The organism is Bacillus gaemokensis (assembly GCF_001590835.1).
GTDB classification, from domain to species: domain Bacteria; phylum Bacillota; class Bacilli; order Bacillales; family Bacillaceae_G; genus Bacillus_A; species Bacillus_A gaemokensis.
In genome coordinates this window covers 88,185-105,478 of the sequence record NZ_LTAQ01000045.1, presented here as the reverse complement: position 1 = coordinate 105,478, position 17,294 = coordinate 88,185, and the positions used below count along the sequence as shown (strand labels likewise).

The following is a 17,294-nucleotide window of genomic DNA, read 5'->3' as shown; positions in this document are numbered from 1 at the left end:
CATAATCAAATTTATTGTATAAAAAAGACAGTTGGCGTATAATCAAATCAAAGGTCAAAGAAAGTCAAAGTATGGGAGTGACAGTAAAGATGGACCTAAATCAAATGACGACAAAAACACAAGAAGCGATTATGAGTGCTCAATCTTTAGCGGTGTCTTATCATCATCAAGAAGTAGATTGTATACATCTGTTACTTGCATTATTAGGGCAGCAGGATGGATTAGCAGTACGTATTTTTCAAAAAATGAATGTCAATATAGAAGAATTAACGAAAAAAGTAGAAGCATTGGTTCAAAAAAAGCCATCTGTGACAGGAAGTGGTGTAGAAGCAGGAAAAGTGTATGTGACAAATGCTTTGCAGCAATTACTTGTTAAAGCAGAAAAAGAAGCGGAAAAGTTACAAGATGAATATATTTCAGTGGAACATGTACTCCTCGCTTTTTGCGAAGAAAAAGGGGATATAAATCATTTATTTACAACAGCCCATATTACAAAGGACATATTATTACAGTCTTTAATGGCGGTTAGGGGGAATCAAAGAGTGACTAGTCAAAATCCAGAGGTAACTTATGAAGCGTTAGAAAAATATGGTCGCGATTTAGTGGCAGAAGTAAGAAACGGGAAATTAGATCCTGTTATTGGTCGTGACAGTGAAATTCGTCGTGTGATTCGTATTCTTTCACGTAAAACGAAAAATAATCCTGTTCTAATAGGTGAACCAGGTGTTGGTAAAACAGCGATTGTTGAAGGGTTAGCACAACGCATTGTTAGAAAAGATGTACCAGAAGGATTAAAAGATAGAACAATTTTCGCGTTAGATATGAGTGCGCTTGTAGCAGGTGCCAAGTTCCGTGGTGAGTTTGAGGAGCGTTTGCAAGCTGTCTTAAATGAAATTAAAAAAAGTGAAGGACGTATTCTATTATTTATCGATGAGCTTCATACCATTGTTGGTGCTGGTAAAACAGAAGGAGCAATGGACGCAGGGAATATGTTAAAACCAATGCTTGCACGTGGTGAACTGCACTGTATTGGAGCGACAACATTAGATGAATATCGAAAATATATTGAGAAAGATCCAGCGCTAGAACGTCGTTTTCAGCAAGTATTGGCAGAAGAGCCGACGGTAGAAGATACGATTTCCATTTTACGTGGCTTGAAAGAGCGTTTTGAAATTTACCACGGTGTAAATATTCATGACCGTGCGATTGTAGCTGCTTCTGTATTGTCTGATCGATATATATCTGATCGTTTTTTACCAGATAAAGCGATTGACCTTGTTGACGAAGCGTGTGCCACAATTCGAACAGAAATTGATTCTATGCCAACAGAATTAGATGAAGTAACGCGCCGGATTATGCAGTTAGAGATTGAAGAAGCTGCCCTAGGAAAAGAAACGGATCGTGGTAGTCAAGAACGACTAAAAACGTTGCAGCGTGAATTGTCCGATTTAAAAGAAGTTGCGAGTGGAATGCGTGCGCAGTGGCAAAAAGAGAAAGAAGAAATTTATAAAGTTCGTGACTTACGTGAACATTTAGAACGTCTGCGCCGTGAATTAGAAGAAGCTGAAGGGAATTATGATTTAAATAAAGCGGCAGAGCTTCGGCACGGTAAAATTCCAGCAATGGAAAAAGAGTTGAAAGAAGCGGAAGAAACAAGTGCACATAATGGTCAGGATAATCGTTTGCTTCGTGAGGAGGTAAGTGAAGAGGAAATCGCCAATATTGTTTCACGTTGGACTGGTATACCAGTAGCAAAACTTGTAGAAGGAGAACGTGAAAAATTATTACGTTTAGAACAAATTTTATCAGAACGTGTCATTGGACAAGAGGAGGCTGTGAGTCTCGTAGCGGATGCTGTTCTTCGTGCCCGTGCAGGTATTAAAGATCCGAATCGTCCAATTGGTTCGTTCATTTTCTTAGGACCTACAGGTGTTGGGAAAACAGAACTTGCAAAAACGTTAGCACAATCTTTATTTGACAGTGAAGAGCAAATCATTCGTATAGATATGTCAGAGTACATGGAAAAACATGCTGTATCTCGTCTAATTGGAGCCCCTCCAGGATATGTAGGTTATGAAGAAGGTGGGCAATTAACAGAAGCGGTGCGTCGTAAACCATATTCAGTTATTTTATTAGATGAAATTGAAAAAGCACATCCGGAAGTATTCAATATTTTATTACAAATGTTAGATGATGGACGTATTACAGATTCGCAAGGGCGAACAGTGGATTTTAAAAACACTGTAATTATTATGACATCCAATATAGGTTCAGGGCATTTATTAGAAGGACTACAAGAGGATGGCTCTATTAGAGAAGAGTCGCGAGAGCTTGTTATGGGACAGCTTAGAGGACATTTCCGTCCAGAGTTTTTAAACCGTGTGGATGAAATTATTTTATTTAAACCTCTTACAACAAATGAAATCAAAGGAATCGTTGATAAGATTGTAAAAGAGTTACAAGGGCGTTTGATGGATCGTCATATATCAGTAGAATTAACAGGGGCGGCAAAAGAGTTTGTTGTAGAAGCTGGGTTTGATCCAATGTACGGGGCACGTCCATTAAAACGATATGTACAACGTCAAATTGAAACAAAATTGGCGCGGGAATTAATTGCAGGGACAATTACTGATAATAGTCATGTGATTGTTGATATGCAAAATAATGAACTAATTGTTCATGTTCGATAAAAAAAGAGTCCGGATGAAACCCGGACTCTTTTTTAGTGTTGTTCTACTGGTTCGTTTGGAATTGCTGCTGCAATTGCCATTACAAGTACAGCAAGAACAACTGAGAAAATAGACGCTTGCTGGAAATCGTATATACCGCCAGTCATAGAGCTAATTACATAACTCATCATATGTACAAGCATAAACGACCAAATAAAGGCCCAAATTACGCGCATCTTTTCACACCCCTATTCGTTCAATCTGTCTATATTGTAACACAATTGAAAAAAGAATATAGAAAAAATATTTGTAGATTTTGCAAAGCAAATTTGTATTCCGTTCATACATTATAAAAGAGTAGTGTTTAATGTTTAGAAATAAGGCGGGAGAAGGATGAGTATTACGGAACGTTTTTTCTATTTAGAACAAGAACCATGTGTGATTTATTTACCTGAGAAGCCAAATGGATTTTGTGTCATGCTTCTTGGTGATTACAACTATTTTATTGAGAATGGTACAAGTTTGTGGATGCAACATGCGGGGCGAGCTCATTTTCTAAACGGGCTTATAGAGAAAGGCTATACGGTTTTTTCATCTAATTTATATGGAAGACACTGGGGAAATGATCAGTCGGTTCGTTTAGCGAAGCGTCTATACCATATTGTTATGAGAAAAGAAACGTTGAACGAAAAAATTCATATACTTGCGGAGGGGATGGGATCTCTTGTAGCGCTTGAAATGATGAATCAATATCCTGAATGTGTGCGATCTGTCGTGATGTTTAATCCATGTATAGATTTACCTACGCATGTTGAGTTTGAAAAAGAACATAAATTTTTCTATAAAAGGTTAGTCAGAGAGCTATTGCTTGCATACGATGTGAAGGAATCGGAGTTAGCGGAGGCAATTAATAAAAAATCATTTTCTTATCTTCCTTCAAGTGTGCCTGTTAAAATATTTGTATCTACACAAGAGAAAAAAGAGCGTAAGCAGTTGCTACGTGAATATGAGAGAAAAAGAGTATATGAAAAATGTGAGACCTCTCTAACGTTTCATTTACAAGATGTGAAATATAAAATGGTTCAACATACATGCCATTTCTTTAAGAAGTATGAAGAAGATTTATGAAGCTCCAATATACATAAGTGAGGAGCTAGTTGGTTAGGAAAGGAAAGGGTTGATGACATGAAGCGCGTGCTTATTATAGGTGCACTTACGTTTGTAGGTTATCATCTTGTAAATAAAATGCTTATGGAAGAAGTGGAGGTATATGGTCTTGATTTTGCTGATTTAGAGGGAATGTCAAAAATAAATGAAGAAAAGTTATTTTTAATTGGAAGGAATGCTTTGTTTACGTACTCTGCTATCAGGGATGAAATGGGATGGAAGAGAGTGGATGAGGAACTTTTTGATGCAGTTTATTTTTGTTTATGTGAACCGAATCAGCAAAATGGGTTTCGAAATGAAAGGATTATCTTGCAATATTTGAAGCGTGTTTCTCATATATGCGAGCGGAAAAAAATAAAGTTAAATCTACTTTCTTCTATTGAAATGGGAAATGTAGAAGAAGAATCTGAGAATAAAAGGTTATTTATGAAAATAGAAGAGGAGATAAAGAAAAGAAATCTTTCCTATAGTGTGTTTCGTGTTCCCATTGTATATGGACCATGGCAACCTTCGTTTATGGTATATCATCAACTTATTCTTTCTGAAATTATCGACAAGGAGTGTCAGCTTGTTCAAAGGGAAAAGGGAACGGATCTTCTTTATGTGGAGGATGTGTGTGAATGTTTATGGGAAAGAGGGAGCGATTTAGAAAAAATAGGTGTATATAATCTGATAAGTGGACAAAAAAAATTATGGGAAAAAGGAATTACCCTTTTAAACGCTGACGATAAAGTGAAACAAGTTACTGAAGAAGAAAGCGGAGAAGTGATTGATAGTATTTGTATACAGAAAAGCACACCACTGGAAATGGGTTTAAATAAGCAATTAACACATTTAAAACAATATAAAGAGTTATATGAAGAGCAAAGCACGTGTTAAACTAGTGAAGAGATAAGGAGTGCTTTATGCCCTCTATGGAAAGGATGAAGAAATATGAATGAGAAAAATATGCAGTTTTTACAAATCGCTATGAAACATTTACCGGAGGCAAAGGCAATTTTAGATGATAATGGGATTGCACTCGATATGGAAAAAGCAGCACCAGTATTAGAATTGCTAATGAAAGTAATGACTGAAGCATACGAGCTTGGAAAAGCGGGAAAATAAAGTCGACAATATGTCGGCTTTATTTTTTTGCCTAGAAATATATTCTAGACAAATAAACATTTATGTTTTAGAATTAGTACCAAGTCATAATAATTGATATAAAACGGAGGGCTGCGATGTGAACGTAGGTATTTTAGGAATCGGGAGATATGTGCCAGAAAAAGTAGTCACAAATCACGACCTAGAGAAAATAATGGATACATCCGATGAGTGGATTCGTACAAGAACGGGAATTGCAGAAAGACGAATTGCCGATGATACAATAGATACTTCATATATGGCTGTGGAAGCAGCAAAAAAAGCACTTGAGGATGCGGGAATTAGCGGGGAACAAATTGATCTCATTTTAGTTGCGACAATAACCCCAGATCGTTCTTTTCCAGCGGTAGCTTGCGTTATTCAAGAACAAATTGGTGCAAAGCATGCGGCAGCAATGGATTTAAGTGCAGCATGTGCTGGGTTTATGTACGGAATGATTACAGCGCAGCAATTCATACAAACTGGAACGTATAAAAATGTTTTAGTAGTTGGTAGCGATAAATTATCTAAAATTGTAGACTGGAATGATCGCAATACAGCAGTGTTATTTGGAGACGGAGCAGGGGCTGTTGTAATGGGGGCTGTTTCAGAGGGAAAAGGTGTTCTTTCGTTTGAGTTAGGAGCGGATGGAAGTGGCGGTAAACACCTTTATCAAGATGAATATCTTAGGATGAACGGCAGAGAAGTCTTCAAATTCGCTGTTCGCCAACTTGGTGATTCCTGTCTTCGTGTTTTAGACAAAGCAGGTCTTACGAAAGAAGATGTGGACTTTTTAGTTCCTCATCAAGCGAATATTCGTATTATGGAATCAGCAAGAGAAAGATTAGATTTACCGCAAGAAAAAATGAGTACAACAATTGAGAAATTTGGAAATACATCAGCCTCTTCGATTCCGATTGCTATGGTGGAAGAATTACAAAATGGGCGTATTCAAGATGGTGATGTAATCATATTAGTTGGTTTTGGTGGCGGATTAACATGGGGAGCAGTTGCTCTTCGCTGGGGTAAATAAGGACTGAGAGAAAAAAGGAGTGTATTTTGTATGGAAAAGAAGCGTGTCGTAATTACAGGATTAGGAGCTGTCACGCCGATTGGTACAGATGTTGAAACAGCTTGGGAAAATATTAAAAATGGTGTATCTGGCATCGGACGTCTTACGCGCATAGATCCAGAACAATTTCCTGCAAAAGTAGCAGCAGAAATTAACGACTTTGAAGTGGAAAAATATATAGAGAAAAAAGATGCACGCCGTATGGATCGTTTTACACAATATGCAGTGGCGGCAGCAAAAATGGCGGTTGAAGATGCAAAATTAGAAATTACGGAAGAAAACGGCCCTCGTATTGGTGTCTGGGTAGGTTCTGGTATCGGTGGTATGGAAACATACGAAGAGCAATTTAAAATATTTACAGAAAAAGGACCAAGACGTATTAGCCCATTTTTCGTACCGATGATGATTCCTGATATGGCAGCTGGTCAAGTATCGATTGCAACAGGTGCTAAGGGAATTAATACTTGCTCTGTAACAGCTTGTGCATCTGGAGCGAATTCAATTGGTGATGCATTTAAAGTGATTCAGCGCGGTGATGCAGATGCGATGATTACAGGTGGGGCAGAAGCGCCATTAACAAGTATGGCTTTTGCAGGATTCAGTTCTGCTAAAGCTTTAACGTTTAATGAAGACCCGGCAACTGCTTGTCGTCCGTTTGATAAAAACCGAAGCGGATTTGTAATGGGTGAAGGTGCAGGTATTCTTATACTAGAAGAATTAGAACATGCACTAGCACGTGGTGCACATATTTATGCTGAAATTGCTGGATATGGTGCAACAGGTGATGCGTTCCATATTACAATGCCTGCTCCTGGTGGTGAAGGCGGAGTTCGTGCGATGCGTCAAGCTTTAGCTGATGCAGGTCTTCAGCCAGAAGATATCGATTATATTAATGCGCACGGTACAAGCACAGATGCCAATGAGAAATATGAAACGATGGCAATTAAAGAGACGTTCGGTGACCATGCATATAAAGTGGCAATTAGTTCTACAAAATCAATGACAGGACATTTATTAGGAGCAGCTGGTGCTGTTGAGGCAATCTTCTCTGTTAAATCCATTACAGATGGTGTTATCCCTCCAACAATTAACTATGAAACACCAGATCCAGAATGTGATTTAGATTACGTGCCAAATAAAGCAAGACATCAGGAAGTACGTAATGTACTAAGTAATTCATTAGGATTCGGCGGTCATAACGCAGTATTAGTATTTAAAGCATATAAATAATGTAGTAAGAGGGTGTTTTGGGAAGTAGCAAAGAGGCTGCTTTCCAAAACACCCTTTTTATTTTTAACGATATATAAATTGAAAAAAGGCATAAAACCATTCTTTTAGAGTGGGAGAGAGCGTCCATCCATGCATAGAAGCGGTTAGATCCTTTTTCGGCCTCATGCCATGTGAAATCAGAGAGGGAAAACGAGTGGAAGTCAGCTGATAAAAGTTTCACTTCATCGCTTCGCGTTCGCTCCTTTTGTTGCATATGTATAGAAGAAAAGGGAGAGGTGAAGATGGGGATTATTCAAACGGCAGATTGGTTACATCTTTACTATGGACGTCCAGAGAAGTTGTGTGAGAAGTTTACAAAATATATTCCATTGCCAAAGGAGCGGTTGTATCGTTTTTTAATTTCTAAAGGGATGTATCGTCCAGTAATAGAAGGAGAAAAGGAAATTAGACAGTTAGAAGAAAAACAAATCTGGGAAGAGCTTGCGGCAGAATATGAAGAATTAAAAAAGTGGTTACGAGGTCCAGATGTTCCTATCTTTATTTTATTATCGGATTCATATAATCGCACTGTGCGAGAGGAGTATAACGGAAAAGCTGGTTTAACAATGCGACATGTCATTTTTTTGTTTATATGTGGAAGTAATTCGATAGAGGAATTAAAAGCGCTGCTTACGCATGAATATCATCATATATGTCGTTTGCATCAAATTGAAAAGAATGAAAGAGACTATACTTTACTTGATACAATGATTATGGAGGGGCTAGCAGAGCAGGCGGTGTATGAAAGGCATACAGAAATGGAGTGTGCACCGTGGACGTCATACTTTTCAAAAGAAGAAGCTCTTCATTATTGGGATAAAAGTGTAAAAGATAGAATAAATCTAAAGAGGGGAACAAGAGAACATGATTTGTTGCTAAATGGATTGCATTCATATCCGAAAATGCTTGGGTATGGCATTGGGTTTCATATTGTAAAAGATTGTGTAGAAGGTAAAAAGGACAATACACTTTCTTTATTGTCTATGGATGCAATACAGATATTAAATAAAGCGAATACCTTTATGGATAAATGATTGTGAACTTGGCGCTGCCAAGTTTTTTTGTGATGAAAATGGAAGTGAAGCACAATGAAGAAATAATAGGTAGAATATATTTCCTTATATGGAATAAATTTTACCGAAAATGAACATAATGAGATGTACAAACAGTAGTGAAGTGAGGGGTAGAAGATGTTATATCTGCATGATGTATGGGTAAATTGGTTTGAAGGTGAAGAAAATGGGTATAACGTTTGTCATTTTTACGAATGGCGGAAGGATGATACGATTGAATTATTAGATCAAGTGCCATTATTAAAAGTAGATTCCACATTATATCATTACATCGAGAACGAATTATTGGAGCTTCCGCAAAAATTAATGGAAGACGTACATCATAAGGCGTATATTCGTAAAAATCACGAGCGTTTGCAACAAGAATATTGTTTTGTTGTTACAGATGGAAAAGGAATTATTGCAGTGGATTCAATTGGATACAATGTACCAATTCGAAAAAGCAGGCTTATACCGCGTCAAGAGCAAATGGTATATGAAATGGTGGCAAATGTCGAAGCTGAAACGTATGAGTTTCAAATGGAAGATGTACGAAAAGAGCATCATATTTTATCACCATCACCGTATATCATGAATGGTTTAACACGTAAAGAACGACAATTAAAACAATTGTTATTTATGGCGCTAGATCAACTACATACAACGAAAAATCCAGCTGAAATTCGTTATTGGTATACAGAATGGGATCCATCAGCATATGGAACTGTTCAACATATGAAGTTTGAAGATGTTTGGGAGCGACTTTATGATGAAGCAAAATATGGCTGGTCAGAGAAACATGAGCAGTTATGTGAACGCCTTGTAAAAGGGCAACCATTCTTTGAAAAGTTATGGGAAATGGAAAATGAACAAAAGGTAAATTAAAAAACCGCCAGATTTGGCGGTTTTTTAATTTTATTTAGCGGAAACGCCTCACATTCTAAGTGAGCCGCTTCTGCTTTTTATTATTACCTACGCTTTCTACTTAGTCCCATTGCGTTTTCTATTTTGCGTAGTTGTTTGAATGCAACTCGATTTGCTTTTTCAGCACCTTTATCAAGGATTTCATCTAATTCTGGAGAGCTAATTAGTTCGTTATATTTCTCTTGAATTGGACGAATTGCTTCTACGACGATTTGTGCTAAATCACCTTTAAAGTCGCCGTAGCCTTTTCCGTCATAGTAAGCTTCGATTTCTTCAATTGTTTTTCCTGTAAATGAAGAGTAGATTGTTAATAGGTTAGAAATACCAGGTTTGTTTTCTTTATCGTATTTTACGATACCATCAGAGTCCGTTACTGCACTTTTAATTTTCTTTTCAATTGTTTTTGGATCGTCCAGCATACTAATCATGGATTTTGGATTTGGATCCGATTTACTCATTTTTCTCGTAGGTTCTGTTAGTGACATAACACGTGCGCCTACTTTTGGAATTCGGATTTCTGGAATTGTGAAAATTTCACGGAAACGTTTATTGAAACGCTCTGCTAAATCGCGCGTTAATTCCATATGTTGTTTTTGATCATCACCAACTGGTACGATTTCAGTGTTATAAAGTAAGATGTCAGCTGCCATTAATGGTGGATACGTAAGTAAACCAGCTGGAACGGATTCTCTACCAGATGATTTATCTTTATATTGCGTCATACGCTCTAATTCTCCAACATATGCGATAGATTGCATAATCCATCCTAGTTGAGCGTGTGCTGGTACTTCTGATTGTACAAATAAAGTAGATTTTTCAGGATCAATGCCGCAAGCTACGTATAGTGCAGCAAGGCTACGAATATTTTTGCGAAGCTGTACAGGATCTTGAGCTACTGTAATTGCATGTTGATTTACAATGCAGAAATAACAATCATGTTCGTTTTGTAGTTCTGTAAATTGCTTCATTGCTCCTAAATAGTTTCCAAGCGTAATTATTCCGCTCGGTTGAATACCAGAAAAAATAACTGACATAAGTAATTCCTCCTTAAATTGGGTATGTATTGTTGAAGGGTGGGGGAAGTAGGTTGGATACGAACTGCTTCCCCTCACATTCTGGGCGAGTCGCTGCCGCTTTTTATGCAATCCAGCTCCAGCGACAAGAATGCTCGGTGGCTTCGCACCTCGCAGGAAGGAGCTCCATCCCCCTCGCATTCTGAACGAGCCGCTTCTGCTTTTTAATACAAAAAGGCCCATTCATCCCAATATATAGGGACGAATGGACCGCGGTACCACCCTAATTATTTCACGTTTGTGAAATCTCTTTTATCCATTGTAACGCTGGATAAAACGCCAAAGCCTACTCCAAAGATGTTTCGGTTTGGTGCTCAAAAGCCCATTCCATACTGTACAATTACTTGTTCGCACCGGCCACAAGCTCTCTGAAATCGCTGCAATATGTACTCTTCTTTCTCATTGCATACATATGAATTTATTATAACCTAGCTCTGATTCCTATTTTTTAATAGCTGAGCGAGCCACTAGCGCTTTTTATAATAAAATGTTTTGCAAACCATTATATCATATGGAGAGTTGTTTGCAAACTACATCAAAATAGCAAAGCTAATGATTGTAGAGAAGATCCCTAATAGAACACCTGCAATACAAATAGGGTATGTCCATGTGAAAGAATATGTCTTATATATTCTTTCTTTTTTATTTACTGGTTCTTCCTCTTCAATTAAAGATTCTATTTTTTTGTTTGTTCCAAATACTTTTTGGAAAGCGTACATTGTTATATTAAAAAATCCGCTTTGAAATAAGAATAAAAAAACACCTAAAACAATAAAAAGTAATGCAAAATAAAACGCGATATTGACAAAATTCAACAAATATTGTGCCGGAAAGAAAAATGCACCAATACTAGAAGAAATCGTTGCCAATGAAATTAGTATACAAGTATGAAAAGAAATTTTATTCAAAATGTTCCCTCCCGTCAAAATATTACTAGAATTATTATACTATAAAAGTTATAATGAGTACTAGAATTAATTATTTGAAAATTATGCACAATCACGCATTTTATTTCAATATGATAGGAGCAATGTTAGGTTATCCCTTTACAAAAAAATAAAAAAATAAACATTTTATTAAAAATTTTAACAAAAAAACAAAAAACTATATTCACAATCGTCGTATTATATGTATAATGAAAATTGTAGAAACTTGGAGATTATTCTTTCAATTCTGCTTTTTAACAAGTGAGGGTACAGGAAGTGTAATTAGGGGAGGCAGTACAACATGAAGAAAAAGATACCAGTAGTAGTAATGGGAAACAAATTATCAATTTGACGGAACTATCTGAAATTCCGACAATGGATGCATCTATGACATCAGATTCTTCATCTTCAATGGTATTAAATAACACGATGGAAGGATTATATCGCGTTGGAAAAGACCAGAAGGCTACACCAGGTGTAGCGGAATCTTATGAGAAACTTGAAGATGGGGAAAAAATACATATTTAAACTAAGAGAAGATGCGAAATGGTCAAATGGAGATCCCGTCACGGCAAATGATTTTGTGTACGCTTGGAAACGTGCAGTGAATCCAGATACAGGTGCTACATATTCTTATATTATGTTTGATATTAAGAATGCGGAGAAAATTCATAAAAAAGAGTTGCCTGTTGAACAGTTAGGTGTAAAAGCAATTGATGCTCACACATTAGAAGTTGAATTAGATAATCCGGTTCCTTACTTTGTTGATTTAACAGTTTACCCAGTGTTCTATCCATTAAATGAAAAATACACTCAGTCACAAGGGGATAAATTTGGTTTAGAAGCAAATACAACACTTTACAATGGACCATTTGTACTGAGTAACTGGAAACATGAAAGAAGTTTCCAGTTTAAAAAAAACCCATCGTATTGGGATAATAAAACAGTTAAACTTGAAGAAGTTAACTTTAATATTGTTAAAGATACAGCAACATCTGTAAATTTGTATGATACAAATGCAATTGATCGAGTTGGTTTAGCGTCTGAATTCGTGGACAAGTATAAATCAAGTTCAGAATTTAATGCAGCGAAAGAAGCTGGAGTTGCATACTTACGTTTCAATCAAGGAAACAAATTCTTAGCAAATAAAAATTTACGTAAGGCAATTTCAATGTCCTTTGATCGTGAAAATGTTGCAAAGGTTATCTTAAATAATGGAGCTATACCAGCCTATGGGTTTGTTGGAAAAGACTTTGCTGAAGGCCCTAATAAGAAAGACTTCCGTGCTGAAAGTGGAAAGCTTGTTGAAACAAACGCAAAAGAAGCAAAAAAATTATGGGAAACAGCAAAGAAAGAGCTTGGTACAGATAAGATTGAATTGGAGTTATTAAACTTTGACAACGAAGATTCAAAGAAAATTGGTGAGTTCTTAAAAGGTGATATTGAAAAGAATTTACCAGGAGTGACAATCAAGATTAAACATCAACCATTCGCTCAAAAAAATAAATTAGAAGATACACAGCAATATGATATTTCTTTAGGTATTTGAGGACCAGATTATCCAGACCCAGTTGCATACTTAGATATGTTTGTTACGAAGGGTACACAAAATAAAACAGGATATTCAAATCCAAAATATGATGAGTTAATTTTAAAAGCAAAAACAGATACGAAAGATTTACAAACTCGTTGGGACAATCTTTTACAAGTTGAAAAAATGTTAATTAAAGAGGATGCGGTAATTGCACCAATCTTCCAAAAAGGAACATCTTACTTGCAAAAGGGTGCCGTGAAAGACATTGTAAAACATAATTACGGGGGGGAATTCTCCTTTAAGTGGGCATCTGTTGAGCAAAAATAGTTCTTATTCCATCGTTTACAAGGGTATGTGCCTATGATGGGCATATACTCTTATTTAAAAAATATAAAAGTAAGAATATTTTAAACTATCTTATTGTTGTTGAAAAAATGGGGAGGTGCTTGACTATGGGACGTTATGCATTAAAACGTTTCGTGTACATGGTTTTGACATTATTTTTAATTACTACATTAACATTCTTTCTAATGAAATTACTGCCGGGTTCTCCGCTTAAAAACCAAGAGAAATTATCTCCGGCACAAAGAGAAATCATTTTAGAAAAATATGGTTTAAATGATCCAGTACCAGTGCAATATGCTCGTTATATGGGTAATTTGTTAAAAGGTGATTTAGGAGTATCATTCCAATATGATAACCGTCCAGTAACGGATATGATTGTTGAACGTATTGGTCCATCCGCACAACTTGGTTTACAAGCGATATTGTTAGGAACATTTGTTGGTTTATTACTAGGTATTGTAGCGGCCCTTCGTAATAATACATGGGTGGATTACGGGGCGACCATTGTTTCTGTACTCGGAATGTCGGTACCATCATTCGTATTTGCAGCATTACTACAATATTTCATAGCTGTAAAACTTGGATGGTTCCAGGTTGCATTCTGGAAAGGTTTTGAATATACAATCTTACCTACTGTTGCTTTATCGATGGGTGTTATCGCAACAATTGCTCGTTTTTCTCGTGCAGAATTAATTGAAGTTATGCAAGCAGATTACATTTTAACAGCGAAAGCGAAAGGGATTAGTCAAGGCGTTATTATTGTGAAGCATGCGCTTCGTAATGCACTGATTCCAGTTGTTACAATTTTAGGACCGTTGGTTGCTGCGTTATTAACAGGAACACTTGTTGTAGAACAAATCTATGCTGTACCAGGGCTTGGGGAGCAGTTTGTTAAGTCGATCCCACTAAATGATTATACAGTTATTATGGGAACAACAATTTTCTATAGTGCAATCTTTATCTTAGTAATTTTTATTGTTGATATTTTATACGGTATTATTGATCCTCGTATTCGTTTAGCGGGAGGGAAAAAATGATGAAAGATGTACAAAAATTATCTCCAGATTTATTTCAACTAGCAAATCAAAATAATGTTGATAATGAAGTCATTGCCCGTCCGAGCCTAACATTTTGGCAAGATGTAAGAAGACGTTTATTTCAACATAAAGGAGCAATGTTTGGTCTTGTGATCCTTATTATCATTGCATTCCTTGCTATTTTTGGACCGATGATGAGTAAATATTCCTATAAAGACCAAGATTTAAATCGTTCAAAAATGCCACCTAAAATCCCAGTGCTAGAAAATGTTCACTGGTTACCGTTTGATGGTACAGATCAATATGGTGTTGATCAATATGCAAAACGTGATATTAAAGAATATTTCTGGTTTGGTACAGACGATCTTGGACGTGACCTTTGGACAAGAACATGGGAAGGAACACGCGTATCATTATATATCGCTCTTTTAGCAGCGGCAATTGACCTAGTAATTGGGGTTGCATACGGAGGAATTTCGGCGTTCTATGGTGGACGAGTTGATAATATTATGCAACGTATTATGGAAATTATTAATGGTATTCCATACTTAATCATTGTAATATTAATGGTAATAATTATGGATCCAGGTATTTTATCTATCACATTTGCGATGGCAATTACAGGTTGGATTGGAATGTCGCGGATTGTACGTGGACAAATATTAAAATTAAAAAACCAAGAATATGTATTAGCTTCTCGTACATTAGGTGCAACAAATACACAATTAATTGTAAAACATTTAATTCCAAACGTAATGGGACCAATTATTGTTATGACAATGTTTACAATTCCAACAGCAGTGTTTGGTGAAGCCTTCTTAAGCTTTATTGGACTTGGTATTCAACCACCAACTGCATCACTTGGTTCTCTTGTAAATGATGGATATAAATCAATTCAAACATATCCGCATATGATGGTTATCCCTGCGATTGTCATCAGCACGTTGATTTTATCATTTAACTTAATGGCAGATGGATTACGCGATGCGTTAGATCCAAAAATGCGTAAGTAAACGAGAAAGGAGAGGAAGAAATGAAAACATTGTTAGAGGTAAAAGATTTACAAGTCTCCTTTGATACACATGCTGGTGAAGTACAAGCTGTTCGCGGAGTTACATTTGATTTGAAAAAGGGAGAAACATTAGCGATTGTAGGTGAATCTGGTTCTGGGAAATCAGTTACTTCGAAAGCGCTAATGGGGCTAATCCCTAACCCTCCAGGGCGTATTAAAAATGGAGAGATTGTATTTGATGGTCGTGATTTAACAAAATTAACAGAAAAAGAAATGCAGCAAGTGCGCGGAAAAGAAATTGCGATGATTTTCCAAGATCCGATGACATCATTAAACCCTACGATGACAATTGGTAATCAAATTATGGAAGGTCTTATTAAACACCAAGGGATGAGTAAAGTAGATGCACGTAAAGTTGCTTTAGAGTTAATTGACCTTGTTGGAATTCCAAATCCAGAAGCACGTTTAAAACAATATCCACACCAATTTTCCGGTGGTATGAGACAGCGTGTTGTTATTGCGATGGCCTTAGCTTGTAATCCAAAGTTATTGATTGCGGATGAGCCAACAACAGCGCTTGACGTTACAATTCAAGCTCAAATTTTAGAGTTAATGAAGGATATTCAGCAGAAAACGGAAGCAGCAATTATTTTCATTACGCATGACTTAGGTGTAGTGGCAAACGTTGCAGATAGAGTTGCGGTTATGTATGCTGGTAAAGTTGTTGAAATTGGAACGGTTGATGAAATTTTCTACAATCCTAAGCATCCTTATACATGGGGACTAATCGCATCTATGCCAAGTTTAGAAGGTTCAGAGGCAGAGTTATATGCAATTCCTGGAACGCCTCCAGATTTATTAAAACCGCCAAAAGGGGATGCGTTTGCACCACGTAATCCACAGGCGTTAAAAATTGATTTTGAAATGGAACCACCGTTCTTTAAAGTAAGTGATACACATTATGCGGCAACATGGTTACTTCACGAGCAAGCTCCAGAAGTACAACCGCCGGAAGTCGTTCAAAAACGAATTCTTCAAATGAAAGCAGGTGAACAACATGACTAAGCAACGTGAAAAATTAATTGAAGTGAAAAATGTGAAACAACATTTCAATGTTAGTGGTGGTGTTGTAAAAGCGGTCAACGATATTTCATTTGATATTTACCGCGGTGAAACATTTGGACTTGTGGGAGAGTCTGGGTGCGGAAAATCTACAACTGGAAGAACAATTATTCGATTATATGATGCAACTGCTGGAGAAGTGTTGTTCGATGGAGAAAACGTACATGGGAAGAAATCAAGAGCAGAATTAAAGAAATTTAATCGTAAAATGCAAATGATTTTCCAAGATCCATATGCGTCATTAAATCCTCGTATGACAGTTGGCGATATTATTGCAGAAGGTATTGATATTCACGGCTTAGCGAAGAATAAAAAAGAACGTATGGATCGTGTTCATGAATTACTTAATACAGTTGGACTAAATAAAGAACATGCGAACCGTTTCCCACATGAATTTTCTGGTGGACAACGTCAACGTATTGGAATCGCTCGTGCCCTTGCGGTAGAACCAGAGTTTATTATTGCGGATGAGCCAATTTCAGCACTTGACGTATCGATTCAGGCGCAAGTTGTAAACTTACTGAAACAACTGCAACGAGATAAAGGGTTAACGTATTTATTCATTGCCCATGACCTATCAATGGTAAAATACATTAGTGATCGTATTGGTGTTATGTACCGTGGTCAAATTGTTGAATTGACAAGTAGTGAAGAGTTATATGAGAATCCGATTCATCCATATACAAAATCATTATTATCAGCAATTCCGCTTCCTGATCCGGACTATGAGCGCAATCGTAAACGTATTGTGTATGATCCGTCTCAGCACCAATATGAGAATGAAGCACCTACTATGCGAGAAATTCGTCCTGGACATTTTGTTCTTTGTTCAGAAGCAGAATACAAGAAATATAAAGAAATCTATCAATAATAGAAAGAAGGCGGCCTTTATGGCCGCTTCTTTCTATTTAAATACAAATAGAAAACCTGCTTTTTTAGATGGGAGAGAGGATCCGGTCATGGATAG

The 17,294-nt window shown here is 36.8% G+C and carries 15 protein-coding genes, 1 pseudogene and 1 other annotated feature; of the genes and pseudogenes, 13 read left to right on the top strand and 3 right to left on the bottom strand.

Going from position 1 to position 17,294, the window contains the following annotated elements; all coding sequences use genetic code 11:
• Positions 1-89 precede the first annotated feature (89 nt).
• Complete coding sequence (gene clpB, locus AZF08_RS21900) at positions 90-2,690, top strand: ATP-dependent chaperone ClpB (RefSeq protein ID WP_033673843.1); 2,601 nt, start codon at positions 90-92, stop codon at positions 2,688-2,690.
• Between the two features lie 32 nt (positions 2,691-2,722).
• Here clpB and AZF08_RS21895 read toward each other — a convergent pair whose 3' ends face one another.
• Entirely contained in the window at positions 2,723-2,905 is a 183-nt protein-coding gene (locus AZF08_RS21895) for a YjzD family protein (protein WP_033673842.1), read from the bottom strand.
• Positions 2,906-3,062: 157 nt separating this feature from the next.
• Here AZF08_RS21895 and AZF08_RS21890 point away from each other — a divergent pair, with 157 nt between their 5' ends.
• The 7 genes from AZF08_RS21890 to AZF08_RS21860 all read left to right on the top strand — a co-directional run bounded on the left by AZF08_RS21890 (position 3,063) and on the right by AZF08_RS21860 (position 9,239).
• Complete coding sequence (locus tag AZF08_RS21890) at positions 3,063-3,797, top strand: lipase family protein (protein WP_033673841.1); 735 nt, start codon at positions 3,063-3,065, stop codon at positions 3,795-3,797.
• A 57-nt stretch (positions 3,798-3,854) separates the two neighbouring features.
• Positions 3,855-4,715 (top strand): NAD-dependent epimerase/dehydratase family protein, encoded by an 861-nt coding sequence (locus tag AZF08_RS21885; protein WP_033673840.1) that lies wholly within the window; start codon positions 3,855-3,857, stop codon positions 4,713-4,715.
• Between the two features lie 54 nt (positions 4,716-4,769).
• Positions 4,770-4,943 carry a ComZ family protein gene (locus tag AZF08_RS21880; RefSeq protein ID WP_033673839.1) on the top strand — a complete coding sequence of 58 codons (174 nt, stop codon included), beginning with the start codon at positions 4,770-4,772 and terminating at the stop codon, positions 4,941-4,943.
• A gap of 118 nt (positions 4,944-5,061) precedes the next feature.
• The gene (fabH, locus tag AZF08_RS21875) at positions 5,062-5,994 is read left to right on the top strand and encodes a beta-ketoacyl-ACP synthase III (RefSeq protein ID WP_033673838.1); all 933 of its coding nucleotides are present in this window, start codon (positions 5,062-5,064) and stop codon (positions 5,992-5,994) included.
• 30 nt (positions 5,995-6,024) lie between these two features.
• Positions 6,025-7,263, top strand: a complete 1,239-nt coding sequence (gene fabF / locus AZF08_RS21870) for a beta-ketoacyl-ACP synthase II (protein WP_033673837.1) — start codon at positions 6,025-6,027, stop codon at positions 7,261-7,263.
• 281 nt (positions 7,264-7,544) lie between these two features.
• A complete protein-coding gene (locus AZF08_RS21865; protein ID WP_033673836.1) occupies positions 7,545-8,336 on the top strand; it encodes a DUF2268 domain-containing protein in 792 nt (263 codons plus the stop codon).
• Positions 8,337-8,492: 156 nt separating this feature from the next.
• Positions 8,493-9,239 carry a YjbA family protein gene (locus AZF08_RS21860; RefSeq protein ID WP_033673835.1) on the top strand — a complete coding sequence of 249 codons (747 nt, stop codon included), beginning with the start codon at positions 8,493-8,495 and terminating at the stop codon, positions 9,237-9,239.
• Positions 9,240-9,322: 83 nt separating this feature from the next.
• Here the strand turns inward: AZF08_RS21860 and trpS are convergent, their stop codons facing one another.
• Both trpS and AZF08_RS21850 read right to left on the bottom strand, forming a co-directional pair.
• Positions 9,323-10,312 (bottom strand): tryptophan--tRNA ligase, encoded by a 990-nt coding sequence (gene trpS / locus AZF08_RS21855; RefSeq protein WP_033673834.1) that lies wholly within the window; start codon positions 10,310-10,312, stop codon positions 9,323-9,325.
• A 233-nt stretch (positions 10,313-10,545) separates the two neighbouring features.
• Positions 10,546-10,763: a binding site (T-box leader), on the bottom strand.
• A 118-nt stretch (positions 10,764-10,881) separates the two neighbouring features.
• The gene (locus tag AZF08_RS21850) at positions 10,882-11,259 is read right to left on the bottom strand and encodes a DUF3899 domain-containing protein (protein WP_033673833.1); all 378 of its coding nucleotides are present in this window, start codon (positions 11,257-11,259) and stop codon (positions 10,882-10,884) included.
• 330 nt (positions 11,260-11,589) lie between these two features.
• Here AZF08_RS21850 and AZF08_RS21845 point away from each other — a divergent pair.
• The 5 genes and pseudogenes from AZF08_RS21845 to AZF08_RS21825 form a co-directional block, all read left to right on the top strand.
• Positions 11,590-13,138: pseudogene (locus tag AZF08_RS21845) on the top strand (peptide ABC transporter substrate-binding protein); the annotation flags it as partial.
• A gap of 125 nt (positions 13,139-13,263) precedes the next feature.
• Positions 13,264-14,193, top strand: a complete 930-nt coding sequence (opp3b, locus tag AZF08_RS21840) for an oligopeptide ABC transporter permease (RefSeq protein ID WP_033673832.1) — start codon at positions 13,264-13,266, stop codon at positions 14,191-14,193.
• Positions 14,190-15,206: an oligopeptide ABC transporter permease gene (opp3C, locus tag AZF08_RS21835; RefSeq protein ID WP_033673831.1), complete on the top strand. Its 1,017-nt coding sequence runs from the start codon at positions 14,190-14,192 to the stop codon at positions 15,204-15,206. The genes opp3b and opp3C overlap by 4 nt, the downstream gene beginning before the upstream one ends.
• 20 nt (positions 15,207-15,226) lie before the next feature.
• Complete coding sequence (locus AZF08_RS21830) at positions 15,227-16,270, top strand: ABC transporter ATP-binding protein (RefSeq protein ID WP_033673830.1); 1,044 nt, start codon at positions 15,227-15,229, stop codon at positions 16,268-16,270.
• Positions 16,263-17,198, top strand: a complete 936-nt coding sequence (locus AZF08_RS21825; protein ID WP_033673829.1) for an ABC transporter ATP-binding protein — start codon at positions 16,263-16,265, stop codon at positions 17,196-17,198. Before AZF08_RS21830 ends, AZF08_RS21825 begins: the two co-directional genes overlap by 8 nt.
• The last annotated feature ends 96 nt before the right edge of the window (positions 17,199-17,294 follow it).

Coding starts and splice junctions, on each gene's coding strand:
- trpS (WP_033673834.1), bottom strand. CDS start 10,312: ATGTCAGTTATTTTTTCTGGTATTCAACCGAGCGGAATAATTACGCTT.
- AZF08_RS21885 (WP_033673840.1), top strand. CDS start 3,855: ATGAAGCGCGTGCTTATTATAGGTGCACTTACGTTTGTAGGTTATCAT.
- opp3C (WP_033673831.1), top strand. CDS start 14,190: ATGATGAAAGATGTACAAAAATTATCTCCAGATTTATTTCAACTAGCA.
- AZF08_RS21825 (WP_033673829.1), top strand. CDS start 16,263: ATGACTAAGCAACGTGAAAAATTAATTGAAGTGAAAAATGTGAAACAA.
- AZF08_RS21890 (WP_033673841.1), top strand. CDS start 3,063: ATGAGTATTACGGAACGTTTTTTCTATTTAGAACAAGAACCATGTGTG.
- clpB (WP_033673843.1), top strand. CDS start 90: ATGGACCTAAATCAAATGACGACAAAAACACAAGAAGCGATTATGAGT.
- AZF08_RS21895 (WP_033673842.1), bottom strand. CDS start 2,905: ATGCGCGTAATTTGGGCCTTTATTTGGTCGTTTATGCTTGTACATATG.
- AZF08_RS21865 (WP_033673836.1), top strand. CDS start 7,545: ATGGGGATTATTCAAACGGCAGATTGGTTACATCTTTACTATGGACGT.
- opp3b (WP_033673832.1), top strand. CDS start 13,264: ATGGGACGTTATGCATTAAAACGTTTCGTGTACATGGTTTTGACATTA.
- fabF (WP_033673837.1), top strand. CDS start 6,025: ATGGAAAAGAAGCGTGTCGTAATTACAGGATTAGGAGCTGTCACGCCG.
- AZF08_RS21860 (WP_033673835.1), top strand. CDS start 8,493: ATGTTATATCTGCATGATGTATGGGTAAATTGGTTTGAAGGTGAAGAA.
- AZF08_RS21830 (WP_033673830.1), top strand. CDS start 15,227: ATGAAAACATTGTTAGAGGTAAAAGATTTACAAGTCTCCTTTGATACA.
- AZF08_RS21880 (WP_033673839.1), top strand. CDS start 4,770: ATGAATGAGAAAAATATGCAGTTTTTACAAATCGCTATGAAACATTTA.